Origin of the sequence: Citrobacter arsenatis, from assembly GCF_004353845.1 — a bacterium.
Classification (GTDB): Bacteria; Pseudomonadota; Gammaproteobacteria; order Enterobacterales; family Enterobacteriaceae; genus Citrobacter; species Citrobacter arsenatis.
In genome coordinates, this window is the sequence record NZ_CP037864.1 from 4,198,296 (window position 1) to 4,212,381 (window position 14,086).

The window sequence follows — 14,086 nt, forward strand, 5'->3', positions numbered from 1 at the left end:
TACGTTCTTATTAATTACCGTGCAGACGACGGGCGTCGATCACATCCGGCACCTGGTTCAGCTTGCCAAGCACGCGACCCAGCACCTGCAGGTTATAGATTTCGATGGTCATATCGATGGTGGCCAACTGTTGTTTGGTATCACTCCGGCTGGCAACCCCCAGCACGTTAACCTTCTCGTTAGCAAGGATCGTGGTGATATCACGCAATAAGCCGCTGCGATCGTTCGCCTGGACGCGAACCACCAGCGAATATCCTGCCGAGTAGCTTTCGCCCCAAACCGCATCAACAATACGTTCCGGCGCATGCGAGCGCAGCTCTGTCAGTTGTTCACAATCAGCCCGGTGCACGGAAATACCGCGTCCCTGGGTGATAAATCCGACAATTTCATCACCAGGAATCGGCTGGCAGCAGCGGGCGATGTGGTGCATCAGGTTGCCAACCCCTTCCACCACCACGCGACCGTCGTCTTTACGGCGACTCTGCGGCGCCTGCGTTTTCTGCTGAAGCTGTTTCAGCGCGGCGGCATCCTGTTCGGCTGCGCTTGGCTTGTTAAACTGCGCCTGTAGGAAGTTCACCATCTGGTTGAGGCGGATATCGCCCCCGCCAATTGCCGCCAGCAACTCCTCCAGTTCATTGAAGCTGTAGCGCGGCAGCAGGTGCTTTTCCGCTTCTTTCAGGCTAATACCTAAATGCGCCAGCTCATCGTCAAGGATCTGACGGCCAGCAAGGATATTTTTGTCGCGGTCCTGTTTACGGAACCAGGCGTGGATCTTCGAACGCCCACGACTGGTGGTCACGTAGCCGAGGTTAGGATTCAACCAATCGCGGCTTGGGTTTGGCTGTTTTTGGGTGATAATTTCAATTTGATCGCCCATCTGCAGTTGGTAGGTAAACGGTACGATGCGCCCACCAATTTTCGCGCCAATGCAACGATGCCCCACATCGCTGTGAATGTGGTAAGCAAAATCGAGCGGCGTGGAGCCCGCAGGCAGATCCACCACGTCGCCTTTCGGCGTAAAGACGTACACGCGGTCATCAAAGACCTGGCTGCGAACTTCATCCAGCATTTCACCGGAATCCGCCATCTCTTCCTGCCAGGCGATCAGCTTACGCAGCCACGCAATACGATCTTCATGACCAGAACGCGCCGCACCTGAAGCGGTGCCTTCTTTGTACTTCCAGTGTGCCGCAACGCCCAGTTCGGCATCTTCGTGCATCTGTTTGGTACGGATCTGAATTTCAATGGTTTTCCCGCCAGGCCCGAGTACAACCGTATGGATTGACTGGTAGCCGTTGGGTTTCGGGTTAGCGACATAGTCATCGAACTCATCCGGCAGATGCCGATAGTGAGTATGTACTATCCCAAGTGCGGCATAGCAGTCTTGTAAACGCTCCGCCACGATACGCACCGCGCGCACATCGAACAGTTCATCGAAGGCCAACTGCTTTTTCTGCATTTTGCGCCAGATGCTGTAGATATGCTTCGGACGACCGTATACTTCGGCTTTAACGCCTTCCGTTTTCATCTCTGAGCGCAAATGACCGACGAACTCATCAATGTAATGTTCCCTGTCGATACGACGTTCATGCAGCAGCTTAGCAATGCGTTTGTATTCAGCCGGGTGCAGATAGCGGAAGCAATAATCTTCCAGCTCCCATTTTAACTGCCCGATGCCCAAACGGTTGGCCAACGGCGCATAGATATTGGTGCACTCTTTTGCCGCCAGAACGCGTTCATCTTCCGGTGCGTCTTTTACTTCACGCAGGTGGGCAATCCGCTCCGCCAACTTGATAACCACGCAGCGGAAATCATCCACCATAGCCAGCAGCATGCGGCGGACGTTATCGACCTGCTCGGAAGAGACTGAATCGGTATGTGTAGCTTTAAGCTGGCGTATCGCCGCCATATCGCGCACACCGTGGATAAGATGAACAATAGATTTACCCACGCTCTCGCGCAAGATGTCTTCACTGACCACATTGGCATCAGCCAGAGGGAACAGCATTGCTGCACGCAGCGTGTCGATATCCATGCTCAACATGGAGAGTATTTCTACCATCTCCACGCCACGCCACAGCAGCAGATCCGCATCCGGATGCCCCTGTGTCTGCTGCAGGCAGTACGCCCAGGTTTCGGCTAAGCGTTCACACGACTGCTGGCTGGAGATCCCCAGACTCGCGATCCATTTCTTAGGATCAAACTCACCAGCTTTATTTATATGTGCACTTCTTACCGCAACCATTGTCCTCTCCTTAAGGGGCCAGGCCTGTCGAAGTCGACAAGCCATACCCATGGTCTTTCACGCTGCATTACAACCCGAAACCCAATGGGTACAAAATTTATTACATACGCTCAAACAGGACCATTGATTCCAGGTGTCCAGTGTGCGGGAACATATCAAGCATCGCCAGTCGCCGTATGGCATATCCCGCATTGAGCAAAGCGTCGCTGTCACGAGCCAGCGTTGCCGGATTACAGGATACATAAACAACGCGTATAGGTTCTAATTTTATAATATGTTGCATTACACCTGCAGCCCCCGCACGCGCAGGATCGAGCAATACTTTGTCAAATCCGTTTTTCGCCCACGGCTGCCGGGTGACATCTTCCTCAAGGTTTTCATGAAAGAATGTCACATTGTGTAATCCGTTATTCAGCGCGTTTTCACGGCCTTTTTCCACCAACGCCGGCACCCCTTCCACTCCCACGACACTCGCCGCCCGAGTTGCCAGCGGCAGGGTAAAATTTCCCATTCCACAGAACAGATCGAGTACGCGATCTTCAGGTTGTACATCGAGCCATTCCAGCGCACGAGCAACCATTTGTTGGTTTACCCCTTCGTTGACCTGGATAAAATCACGTGGGCTGAAGGTTAACCGTAGTCCATTTGAGTCATACCAGGGCGATTCTTCTGATAATGATTCCAGTATCTCGCTTTGCGGGGCCAGAAACAAAGACAGCCCTTGAGAATGCGAAAAGCATTCCAGTTTTTCTTTATCCGCCGCACTTAATGGCGCCATGTGGCGCAAAATCATCAGGGTTCCGCTCCCCGCCTGCACCAGCTCGACATGACCAAGATGGCGTAACCCTTGCAGACTTTCCAGACACGCCCTGATGTGGGGCAATAGCGCTTCAAGCTGGGGCACCAAAATAGGGCATTGTTTGACATCGATAATGTCGCTGGAACCGGATTTGCGAAACCCCATCTGCAATTTTTGTTCTTTTGGCCGATAGTTCAGGCTCAAACGTGCGCGCCGACGATAGCCCCACGGCGTATCAGCGATAACATCCGATACTTCACATTTCATTAAACGCGACAATGCAGCGCTTTTACTGCGCTGCTGTAACGAGATGCTGGCATGCTGCTGCTGGCAACCGCCGCACACGCCAAAATGCGGGCAACGCGGCACTTCACGCTGTGGATTGTCGTTTAAACGTCGTTTTACTTGCGCGCGGGCGAACTGTTTTTTATCTTCGGTAATCACCACCTCGGCGCTTTCCTGGGGTAACAATTCCGGTATAAACAACGCCTTTCCGTTATGGCGAGCGACACCCTGACCAAAAGGATCGAGGTCATTGACGGTAACGGTTATGATCTGACGCGTCGTCACGCGTCGTTTTGCAGAGTAGAATTGCGCCATCGACGAGATATTTCTCTATTTAACAGTGTGACCCTAATTGTCCCATAACGGAACTCCATGACCAACTACAGCCTGCGCGCACGCATGATGATTCTGATCCTGGCCCCGACCGTCCTGATTGGTTTGCTGCTCAGTATCTTTTTTGTTGTGCATCGCTATAACGACTTGCAGCGTCAACTGGAAGATGCTGGCGCCAGCATCATTGAGCCACTCGCGGTCTCCAGCGAATATGGCATGAACCTGCAAAACAGGGAATCCATCGGCCAACTTATCAGCGTGCTGCATCGTCGCCATTCCGATATTGTGCGAGCAATTTCTGTTTATGACGAGAATAACCGACTGTTCGTCACCTCTAATTTCCATCTCGATCCGTCTGAAATGCAACTGGCAACCGGTTCACCATTCCCCCGTAAGCTGAGCGTCACCCGGCTCGGGGATATCATGATCCTGCGAACCCCCATTATATCGGAAAGCTATTCGCCGGATGAATCCGCCGTCAGCGACGCCAAAAATACGCAAAACATGCTGGGGTACGTAGCGCTTGAACTGGACCTCAAGTCAGTACGATTACAGCAGTATAAAGAGATCTTTATCTCCAGCGTAATGATGTTGTTTTGCATCGGTATTGCGTTAATTTTTGGCTGGCGTCTGATGCGCGACGTGACCGGCCCGATTCGCAATATGGTGAATACCGTTGACCGAATACGTAGAGGACAGCTCGACAGCCGCGTGGAAGGTTTCATGCTGGGTGAGCTGGATATGCTCAAAAATGGCATCAACTCGATGGCGATGTCTCTCGCGGCCTACCATGAAGAGATGCAGCACAACATCGATCAGGCTACCTCTGATCTGCGCGAAACCCTGGAGCAGATGGAAATCCAGAACGTCGAACTGGATCTGGCAAAGAAACGCGCCCAGGAAGCGGCGCGTATTAAGTCTGAGTTTCTGGCGAACATGTCGCACGAGCTACGCACACCGCTGAATGGCGTGATTGGCTTTACCCGTCTGACGCTGAAAACCGAACTCAACACCACACAGCGCGATCACCTGAATACGATCGAACGCTCGGCCAACAACCTGTTGGCCATCATCAATGATGTGCTCGACTTCTCCAAACTTGAAGCCGGCAAGCTGATTCTGGAAAGCATCCCGTTCCCGCTGCGCAGCACGCTGGATGACGTCGTCACGCTGTTAGCGCACTCATCCCATGACAAAGGGCTTGAGCTGACGCTGAATATTAAGAATGACGTGCCGGACAACGTCATCGGCGACCCGCTGCGCTTACAGCAGGTGATCACGAATCTGGTCGGTAATGCCATCAAATTTACCGAAGGCGGCAATATCGACATTCTGGTCGAAAAACGCGCCCTCAGTAACACGAAAGTGCAGATTGAAGTACAAATCCGCGATACCGGAATTGGTATCCCTGAGCGCGATCAGTCACGCCTGTTCCAGGCCTTCCGCCAGGCGGATGCCAGCATTTCCCGCCGCCACGGCGGTACCGGGCTAGGCCTGGTCATTACGCAAAAGCTGGTCAACGAAATGGGCGGAGATATCTCCTTCCACAGCCAGCCGAACAGGGGCTCCACGTTCTGGTTCCATATCAGCCTCGATCTCAACCCTAACGTTATCGTTGATCGCTCAACCACGCGCTGTCTGGCCGGTAAACGGCTGGCCTATGTTGAACCTAACGCCACTGCCGCACAATGCACGTTAGATATCTTGAGTGAAACGCCGCTGGAGGTGATTTACAGCCCTTCATTCTCCGGGCTGCCGAAAGATCACTACGATATCCTGCTGCTTGGCATACCGGTCACGTTACGCGAACCTCTCACCATGCAGCATGAGCGGCTGGCAAGCGCTGCGGCGATGACCGACTTTTTGTTACTGGCCCTGCCTTGCCATGCGCAGATTAACGCCGAGAAGTTAAAACAGGGCGGCGCGGCGGCGTGTCTGTTGAAACCTCTCACCTCAACCCGCTTACTGCCTGCTCTGACAGAGTATTGTCAGTTGAACCACAGCGCGGATCCGCTGTTGTTAGACGAAAGCAAAATCGCGATGACCGTCATGGCGGTGGACGACAACCCGGCGAATCTCAAGCTGATTGGCGCGCTGCTGGAAGATAAAGTGCAGCACGTCGTGCTGTGTGACAGCGGACATCAGGCGGTAGATCGCGCCAGGCAGATGCAGTTTGATCTGATCCTGATGGATATTCAGATGCCTGATATGGACGGCATTCGCGCGTGTGAACTGATCCACCAGCTTCCTCATCAACAGCAGACACCGGTCATTGCGGTCACTGCGCACGCCATGGCTGGGCAGAAAGAGAAATTACTCAGCGCCGGGATGAACGATTACCTGGCGAAACCCATCGAAGAAGATAAGCTGCATAATCTGCTGTTACGTTACAAACCTGGTGCTGGCTCATCGCTTCGGGCGCTCGCCGTTGAATCTGTAGAGCCGGTGGTCAATCCAAATACGACGCTCGACTGGCAACTGGCATTAAGACAAGCCGCCGGTAAAAACGATCTGGCGCACGATATGCTGCAAATGCTGCTCGATTTTCTACCCGAAGTACGTAACAGAATTGAAGAACAGCTGGTAGGTGAAAACCCGGAAGGGCTGGTAGATATGATCCACAAGCTGCACGGCAGTTGCGGTTATAGCGGCGTTCCCCGCATGAAAAACCTGTGTCAGCTGATTGAGCAGCAATTACGTAGCGGAACCAAAGAAGAAGAGCTGGAGCCTGAGTTTTTAGAGCTGCTGGATGAAATGGATAACGTTGCACGCGAAGCGAAACGCATGTTGGGGTGATAGTCGCCGGATGGCGGCATGACCGCCTTATCCGGCCTACAGGTTTCGCTGTTTACCGTAGGCCCGATAAGCGTTGCGCATCGGGCACATCGCCGAATGCGGCGTAAACGCCTTATCCGGGCTACAACTCAGCGTAACTGTTGCCCTGCTTTCAGCGTCGCGGCGACGTTTCGCGCCGTCATTCGCACGTTTTCATGCGCGTTCCTCAACGCCTCATCCAAGGTGCAAATGGTATAGATGACGCTGAAAACCGCATCCAACCCATGCTCGTGTACCACACCAACATCGGCCGTCAGGCTACCGGCAATGCCGATAACCGGTTTGTTGTAACGCTTTGCCACCTTCGCCACACCAACCGGAACCTTGCCGTGAATGGTCTGGCTGTCGATGCGCCCTTCACCTGTGACCACCAGGTCCGCATCCGCAACGCAGGCGTCGAGGTGTAACGCATCCGTCACTATCTCAATACCGCAGCGTAGCTGTGCGCCGCAAAACGCATACAGCGCCGCCCCCATACCGCCTGCCGCACCACCGCCGGCCAGATCCAGCACATTAACGTCGAGATCGCGAGCAATGAGTTGCGCATAGTGGGTGAGTGCCCGATCAAGGCGGGTAATCATCTCCGGCGTCGCCCCTTTTTGCGGGCCAAAAACCGCAGAGGCCCCCTCTTCACCGGTCAACGGGTTAGTCACATCGCAAGCCACCTCAATACGACACGCGGCAAGTCGCTGGTCTAACTGAGAGATATCAATCCGGGCGAGCGATTCGAGGCCAGCCCCGCCATGAGCAATATCGTTATTTTGCGCATCCAGCAATTTAGCTCCCAGCGCTTGCACCATCCCGGCACCGCCATCATTGGTTGCGCTACCGCCAATCCCGATAATGATATGCTCAACGCCAGCATCCAGCGCATGACGCATTAACTCTCCGGTTCCCCAGGAGGTGGTTTTCAGCGGATCGCGTAAATCAGCAGGAACCTGCTCCAGTCCGCTGGCGGCCGCCATTTCGATAAACGCCGAACGCTCATCACCGGATAAACCATAAAATGCCTGAATTGTGTTGCCCAGAGGGCCGGTAACATCAACATGCACAAGGTGGCCTTGCGTTGCGGCAACCATCGCTTCGACCGTTCCCTCACCGCCATCCGCGACCGGGATCTTCACGTAATCCGCCTCAGGCCAGATCTCACGAAAGCCCTGCTCAATAGCCGTTGCCACTTCAAGCGCACTCAAACTTTCCTTATAGGAATCCGGTGCGATTACTATTTTCATAAAGCATCCTTACGCATGTTGACTGTGTTAAGCATATACCAGGAGAAAAACCGCCCCATGGGAGCGGTCCCAGCTTGCTTAGCGTACCATGCACGGACGCTTATTATCAAACGTCCAGTTCGGGATCAGATACTGCATTCCCATCGCATCATCGCGCGCGCCCAGCCCATGTTGCTGATACAGCTCGTGAGCTTTCATGACCTGATCCATATCCAGCTCCACGCCCAGACCCGGTTTTGCCGGTACCTGTACCATGCCGCCTTTGATCTCAAATGGCTCTTTGGTCAGGCGTTGATTGCCTTCCTGCCAGATCCAGTGGGTATCGATGGCGGTAATTTTGCCCGGAGCCGCCGCCGCAACATGAGTAAACATCGCCAGCGAAATATCAAAGTGGTTGTTAGAGTGCGAGCCCCAGGTCAGGCCGAACTCGTGGCACATCTGCGCCACGCGAACAGAACCCTGCATGGTCCAGAAGTGCGGGTCTGCCAGTGGGATATCCACAGACTGCAACGACAGCGTATGCCCCATCTGACGCCAGTCGGTGGCGATCATATTGGTGGCGGTCGGCAGACCGGTAGCGCGGCGGAACTCCGCCATCACTTCACGACCAGAGAAGCCCTGCTCGGCGCCGCATGGATCTTCCGCATAGGCCAGAGAACCTTTCAGATATTTGCCGATCTTAATCGCTTCATTGAGCGACCATGCGCCGTTGGGATCCAGCGTGACGCGGGCCTGCGGGAAACGCTTCGCCAGCGCAACGATAGATTCTGCTTCCTCTTCCCCGGCCAGCACGCCGCCTTTCAGTTTAAAGTCGTTGAAACCATATTTCTCATACGCGGCTTCCGCCAGGCGCACGACCGCATCTGGGGTCATCGCCTCTTCATGACGCAGACGATACCAGTCGCATTTCTCATCCGGCTGACTCTGGTACGGCAGCGGCGTTGCCTTACGGTTACCGACGAAGAACAGGTAACCCAACATTTCGACTTCACTACGCTGCTGACCATCACCGAGCAGAGAGGCGACGTTTACGCCCAGATGCTGACCTAACAGATCCAACATGGCCGCTTCGATCCCAGTAACCACATGAATAGTGGTACGTAAATCGAAGGTCTGCAAACCGCGACCGCCCGCATCACGATCGGCAAAAGTATTGCGTACCGCATTCAGCACGTTTTTGTATTCGCCTAAGGTTTTACCTACCACCAGCGGGATCGCGTCTTCCAGCGTTTTGCGGATTTTTTCGCCACCGGGAATTTCCCCCACGCCGGTATGACCAGAGTTATCTTTAATGATCACAATATTACGCGTGAAGAACGGGGCATGTGCGCCGCTCAGGTTCATCAGCATGCTGTCATGGCCTGCCACCGGAATAACCTGCATGGAAGTCACGACGGGAGTGGTAAATTGTGCGCTCATAATTAAGTCCTTATTCAGAATTAGTGGCGACCGAAAACGGGACGTTTACGGTCAAAAGTCCATCCGGGGATCAGATACTGCATTGGGCCTGCGTCATTACGCGCGCCGCCTGGCAGCTTTTTATAAGCCTCATGTGCCTTCTGTACCTGATCCCAGTCCAGTTCCACGCCTAACCCAGGCGCGTCCGGAACAGCAATTTGTCCATTTTTGATCTCCAGCGGATCTTTGGTCAGACGGCAATCGCCCTCCTGCCAGATCCAATGGGTATCGATAGCCGTCGGGTTGCCCGGCGCAGCGGCGCCAACGTGGGTAAACATCGCCAGCGAAATATCAAAATGATTGTTGGAGTGGCAGCCCCAGGTCAGTCCCCAGTCATCGCATAACTGTGCCACGCGTACCGCGCCAGAAAGGGTCCAGAAGTGCGGATCGGCCAGCGGGATATCTACTGAGTTCAGCATCACGGCATGGCCCATTTCACGCCAGTTGGTGGCTATCATGTTTGTTGCTACCGGAAGACCGGTTGCACGACGGAACTCGGCCATCACTTCGCGGCCAGAAAAACCCTGTTCAGCGCCGCACGGATCTTCGGCGTAGGTCAGAACATCGTTCAGCCCTTTACACAGGGAGATGGCTTCATCGAGCAGCCAGGCACCGTTAGGATCGACCGTAATACGCGCATCCGGGAAGCTTTTTTTCAGCGCGCGCGCGGTGTCGATTTCCTGCTCGCCGGGCAGCACGCCCCCTTTGAGTTTGAAATCTTTAAAACCGTAGCGATCCTGCGAAGCCTGAGCCAGGCGAACCACCGCCTCACTGTTCATCGCTTGCTGGTGACGCAGGTGATACCACTCATGGTTGCCCGGCGAGCTTTCCAGATACGGCAGATCGGTCTTCGTACGATCGCCCACGTAGAACAGATAGCCGAGCACGGTGACCGCATCGCGCTGTTTGCCAGGCCCTAACAGCTCACAGACCGGCACGTTCAGCGCCTTGCCCAGCAGGTCGAGCAGCGCGGCTTCCAGCGCCGCCACCGCGTTGACCCGCAGCTCAAATGTCCAGGCACCTTTGCCAAAGGTGTCAAAATCAGCGGCCTGGTTGCCTTTATGCACCTGCTGAACCACTTTGTTCAGGCGCGCGACTTCCTGGCCTAACACTTGTGGAATCGCCTCAACCAGCGTCTGATAAATCACTTCGCCGCCCGGCGCTTCACCGACGCCGGTATTGCCGGCGTTATCGGTGAGTACCACAATATTGCGGGTAAAGTATGCGTTATGCGCACCGCCAATATTGAGCAGCATGCTGTCATGACCGGCCACCGGGATGACCTTCATATCGGTAATAACGGGACTCGATTGTGTTGTCATCGTCATTGTCCTGCGACAGGTTTCAGTTCGATACGTTTAATATCCCCCACCAGCACCAGATAGCTCACTACCGCAATCAGCGCATGCACCCCGACGTAAATCAACGCGCCGTTAAACGAGCCGGTGGTCCCTACGATGTAGCCGATAGCAATTGGCGTGACGATGCCGGAGATGTTGCCAAACATATTGAACAGACCGCCGCTCAGACCGCTGATCTCTTTTGGCGCGGTATCAGCCATCACCGCCCATCCCAACGCACCGATGCCTTTGCCGAAGAAGGCCAGCGCCATGAAGCCGATGATCATCCACTCCACGTTGACGTAGTTACAGAACACCATCACCATCGACAACAGCATACCCAGTACGATTGGCGTTTTACGGGCAATATTCAGCGAACCGGTACGGCGCATCAGCCAGTCGGAAATAATGCCGCCAAGCACGCCGCCTGCGAATCCGCAAATGGCCGGGACCGAGGCAACAAAACCGGCTTTCAAAATCGACATACCGCGCGCCTGCACCAGATAAACCGGGAACCAGGTGATAAAGAAGTAGGTCAACGCGTTAATGCAGTATTGGCCGATGTAAATACCGATCATCATCCGCGAACCCAGCAGTTGCTTGATCTGCCCCCACTTCACGCTGAACGGCACTTTGGCTTTGGCTGCCGCCTGATCCATGTTGATCAGCGCCCCACCTTCGGCAATGTACTCCAGCTCTTTTTGGTTTACGCCCGGATGCTGATTCGGTTCATGAATCACCTTCAGCCAGATAAAGCTGATAACAATCCCGAGGCCGCCCATGAAGAAGAACACGTGCGACCAGCCCACTTCGTGGGTTAACCACCCCATGATTGGCGCAAAGATAACGGTGGCAAAGTATTGCGCGGAGTTGAAGATAGCGACCGCCGTGCCCCTCTCCTGCGCCGGGAACCACGCCGCGACTATACGACTATTGCCAGGGAATGATGGCGCTTCGGCCAGGCCCACAAGAAAGCGCAGGGTAAACAGCGCAACGATAATGCCGAAGCCGCTGAAGATATCAACGAAGCCCTGCAGCAGGGTAAACATAGACCAGATAAAGATGGACCAGAAGTAAACGCGTTTTGAACCAAAGCGGTCAAGCAGCCAGCCGCCGGGGATCTGGCCGATAACATAGGCCCATGAGAAAGCGGAGAAAACATAACCCATGCCGACCGCATCCAGACCAATGTCTTTGGCCATCTCCGAACCGGCAATGGATAGGGTGGCGCGGTCACCGTAGTTGAAGGATGTGACGATAAACAGCATCACCACTATCCAGTAACGAGCGTTAGTGCGTTTTTCCGCACTGCTCGCCGTCTGACTTAATGAACTCATTGTTGCACTCCTGAATCCTGGCTGTCGCCAGTTCATTCTGTACAGCACCTGTAGGGTGATCAGAATGAGAGGTTAGTGTGTGGCAGCTTTGGTACAGCTCAGGGCCGTTTTATTCTGACTCGCTGCCTTTTCGGGAACTGACGGGAAAAGTATATGAAGGAGTGCCTCTTACCCTCACCGTGCATGAACACAACATTAGGAAGGCAGTAAGAAGTTGTTTGGGGCATAAGCCCAAAGCAGTGGAAGTTAGTTCACGTAATTGGGGTTTTATTGCCGGGTGGCGGCTTCGCCTGACCCGGCCTATGGCTCAAATGGGGGTTGCATGCCCGTGTGGGCGAGAGGTTATTTAAGCAAGGTTCCCCAGTTTTCTACCCAGGGATTGGATTCGCTTTCCGGTTCAGGATGTTCGCTGGCGTCAATCAGCAGCATTTCTCCTACGCGGTGGGCACTTTGCTCCTGCAACAGCGCATCGAACTGCTTGCCGCCATTGCAAAAATTAACGTAGCTACTGTCGCCCAGCGCAATGACCCCGTAATGCAGATTTGGCTGGAAACCGAGATTATCTTTGATTCCCTGAAACAGCGGCACGATGCTATCCGGCAGATCGCCCTGCCCGGTCGTTGAGGTCACCACCAGCACATATTTATCCTGATAAGCCTGCCAGTCGCTAAGCTCCGGATCTTCGAACACCGTGGCTTTATGACCCTGCGCCGTCAAAATCGCTTCGGCCTCTTCGGCAACCAGCAGCGCGTTTCCGTACATCGTGCCGACAAAAATTCCAATTTCCGCCATAACCGTAATCTCCTGGGACTTAAGAATCTATCTGCTCATCCTGACCTGACGGCCCGCTGAACTCAACCCTTTCATTCTCAGGGAGAAGTCCACGCCAGCCAAACTGTGATAGCGCCTGCATCCAGACGTCATCCAGTCCGGCGCGAATAACCAGCGGTTCGCCGGTGAAAGGATGGGTCAGCGCAAGCCGGCTGGCATGCAGCATTAATCGCTGACAACCGAAATGCTCTGCGGCGCTGCGATTTTGCCGCAAATCACCGTGCTTACTGTCGCCAATAATCGGATGGCGCAAGTGCGCCAGATGGCGTCTGAGCTGGTGTTTGCGACCGGTTTTAGGGTCCAGTTCCACCAGTCCGTAACGGGTGGTCGGATAGCGCCCGGTCGCTACCGGCATTTCTACCGTCGCCAGACCGCGATAATGGGTGACGGCAGGCTGCGGGCCTTTATCATCACGGGCAAACTTATCGGCGATCTTATCCAACTCTTCGACCAGCGGGTAATCCAGCACGGCATCATCCATCAGCCAGCCTCGCACAATCGCATGGTAGCGCTTCTGAATTTGATGATGTTCAAACTGCTGGGACAGCAACCGCCCGGCTTCGCTGGACAACCCCATCAGCAGTACACCGGAGGTCGGCCTGTCGAGTCGATGGGCGGTAAAAACGTGCTGACCAATTTGATCGCGCACCGTTTGCATCACCACCACTTTTTCATCCCGGTCAAGCCAGCTACGGTGAACCAACCAGCCAGAAGGTTTGTTGACAGCGACCAGCCATTCGTCCTGATACAAAATCTCCAGCATCAGGCGTTATCACTTGTAAACAGCGCATCCAACTCCTGCAATGCAGTCAGAAGAATTTCGCGTTGCGGGTGATCGGTTGCCAGCGCCATTTCGTAATAAGGTGCGACGGCAAAAGCCTGCGGAAGCGGCTGCGCGTTATCGAGCAGCGTGTGCATGCGGGGAATCAACACCCATTGCAGCCACTCAACCGGCTCCATGGTATCCATACAAAAAGGCTGCGTGCTGGTAAACAGATGCGCTGCTGGCTCATCCATCCGCCAGTGATGATGTTCACGCAGTAGCGCTTCAAGCGCGTGTAACTGCTGGCGCACACGGTCATGAGTCGTCATGAAATTAACCTCAATGATGAAAAATCTGGCGCGAAGGATAGCACTAGTGAAGGGAAATAAAAAAAGGGAGCACTGTAAAAACAGTGCTCCCGGTTCGTTTCGCAGCATTCCAGCTACTTTTAGTGCTCCCTGCTCATCCATGACAACTTTTCCTGTGGCCTTGCGACCTCGTTCATCCTGAACTTTTGCATCCTGCTCACATCACCCCGATGTGAAAACTTCATCCTGAAGTGTCCTGGCCATCCTGACCCGCCGAACATCCTGACCGGCTCTCATTCTCCATCCTGGAGGTGTCCTTT

The 14,086-nt window shown here is 54.3% G+C and carries 10 protein-coding genes; 1 reads left to right on the top strand and 9 read right to left on the bottom strand.

The genetic code is table 11. From position 1 onward, the window contains the following. Positions 1 to 10: 10 nt before the first annotated feature. Positions 11 to 2,245, bottom strand: coding sequence for a GTP diphosphokinase (gene relA, locus E1B03_RS21200; RefSeq protein ID WP_103769134.1), 2,235 nt, complete (start codon positions 2,243 to 2,245; stop codon positions 11 to 13). Between the two features lie 100 nt (positions 2,246 to 2,345). Continuing rightward, the gene (gene rlmD, locus E1B03_RS21205) at positions 2,346 to 3,644 is read right to left on the bottom strand and encodes a 23S rRNA (uracil(1939)-C(5))-methyltransferase RlmD (RefSeq protein WP_133086873.1); all 1,299 of its coding nucleotides are present in this window, start codon (positions 3,642 to 3,644) and stop codon (positions 2,346 to 2,348) included. Positions 3,645 to 3,701: 57 nt separating this feature from the next. Here rlmD and barA point away from each other — a divergent pair, with 57 nt between their 5' ends. Then, positions 3,702 to 6,458: a two-component sensor histidine kinase BarA gene (gene barA / locus E1B03_RS21210; RefSeq protein ID WP_103769132.1), complete on the top strand. Its 2,757-nt coding sequence runs from the start codon at positions 3,702 to 3,704 to the stop codon at positions 6,456 to 6,458. A gap of 128 nt (positions 6,459 to 6,586) precedes the next feature. On the opposite strand, the gene E1B03_RS21215 is transcribed toward barA, so the two are convergent. From E1B03_RS21215 to E1B03_RS21245, 7 genes are all read right to left on the bottom strand, one after another. Then, entirely contained in the window at positions 6,587 to 7,729 is a 1,143-nt protein-coding gene (locus E1B03_RS21215; RefSeq protein ID WP_103769131.1) for a glycerate kinase, read from the bottom strand. A gap of 78 nt (positions 7,730 to 7,807) precedes the next feature. Next, positions 7,808 to 9,148 carry a glucarate dehydratase gene (gudD, locus tag E1B03_RS21220; protein WP_103769130.1) on the bottom strand — a complete coding sequence of 447 codons (1,341 nt, stop codon included), beginning with the start codon at positions 9,146 to 9,148 and terminating at the stop codon, positions 7,808 to 7,810. A 20-nt stretch (positions 9,149 to 9,168) separates the two neighbouring features. After that, entirely contained in the window at positions 9,169 to 10,509 is a 1,341-nt protein-coding gene (locus E1B03_RS21225) for an enolase C-terminal domain-like protein (protein ID WP_133086874.1), read from the bottom strand. Between the two features lie 2 nt (positions 10,510 to 10,511). Next, positions 10,512 to 11,864 (bottom strand): galactarate/glucarate/glycerate transporter GudP, encoded by a 1,353-nt coding sequence (gudP, locus tag E1B03_RS21230; RefSeq protein ID WP_103769128.1) that lies wholly within the window; start codon positions 11,862 to 11,864, stop codon positions 10,512 to 10,514. Positions 11,865 to 12,206: 342 nt separating this feature from the next. Beyond that, positions 12,207 to 12,656, bottom strand: coding sequence for a flavodoxin (locus tag E1B03_RS21235; RefSeq protein ID WP_008785690.1), 450 nt, complete (start codon positions 12,654 to 12,656; stop codon positions 12,207 to 12,209). Positions 12,657 to 12,675: 19 nt separating this feature from the next. Continuing rightward, positions 12,676 to 13,458 carry a tRNA pseudouridine(65) synthase TruC gene (truC, locus tag E1B03_RS21240; protein ID WP_133086875.1) on the bottom strand — a complete coding sequence of 261 codons (783 nt, stop codon included), beginning with the start codon at positions 13,456 to 13,458 and terminating at the stop codon, positions 12,676 to 12,678. Beyond that, positions 13,458 to 13,787, bottom strand: a complete 330-nt coding sequence (locus E1B03_RS21245) for a YqcC family protein (RefSeq protein ID WP_103769326.1) — start codon at positions 13,785 to 13,787, stop codon at positions 13,458 to 13,460. Before E1B03_RS21245 ends, truC begins: the two co-directional genes overlap by 1 nt. Positions 13,788 to 14,086: the final 299 nt, after the last annotated feature.

Excerpts from the sequence above, each read along its gene's own strand:
- barA (WP_103769132.1), top strand. The coding sequence starts at position 3,702 with ATGACCAACTACAGCCTGCGCGCACGCATGATGATTCTGATCCTGGCC.
- E1B03_RS21245 (WP_103769326.1), bottom strand. The coding sequence starts at position 13,787 with ATGACGACTCATGACCGTGTGCGCCAGCAGTTACACGCGCTTGAAGCG.
- truC (WP_133086875.1), bottom strand. The coding sequence starts at position 13,458 with ATGCTGGAGATTTTGTATCAGGACGAATGGCTGGTCGCTGTCAACAAA.
- relA (WP_103769134.1), bottom strand. The coding sequence starts at position 2,245 with ATGGTTGCGGTAAGAAGTGCACATATAAATAAAGCTGGTGAGTTTGAT.
- E1B03_RS21235 (WP_008785690.1), bottom strand. The coding sequence starts at position 12,656 with ATGGCGGAAATTGGAATTTTTGTCGGCACGATGTACGGAAACGCGCTG.
- gudP (WP_103769128.1), bottom strand. The coding sequence starts at position 11,864 with ATGAGTTCATTAAGTCAGACGGCGAGCAGTGCGGAAAAACGCACTAAC.
- E1B03_RS21225 (WP_133086874.1), bottom strand. The coding sequence starts at position 10,509 with ATGACAACACAATCGAGTCCCGTTATTACCGATATGAAGGTCATCCCG.
- rlmD (WP_133086873.1), bottom strand. The coding sequence starts at position 3,644 with ATGGCGCAATTCTACTCTGCAAAACGACGCGTGACGACGCGTCAGATC.
- gudD (WP_103769130.1), bottom strand. The coding sequence starts at position 9,148 with ATGAGCGCACAATTTACCACTCCCGTCGTGACTTCCATGCAGGTTATT.
- E1B03_RS21215 (WP_103769131.1), bottom strand. The coding sequence starts at position 7,729 with ATGAAAATAGTAATCGCACCGGATTCCTATAAGGAAAGTTTGAGTGCG.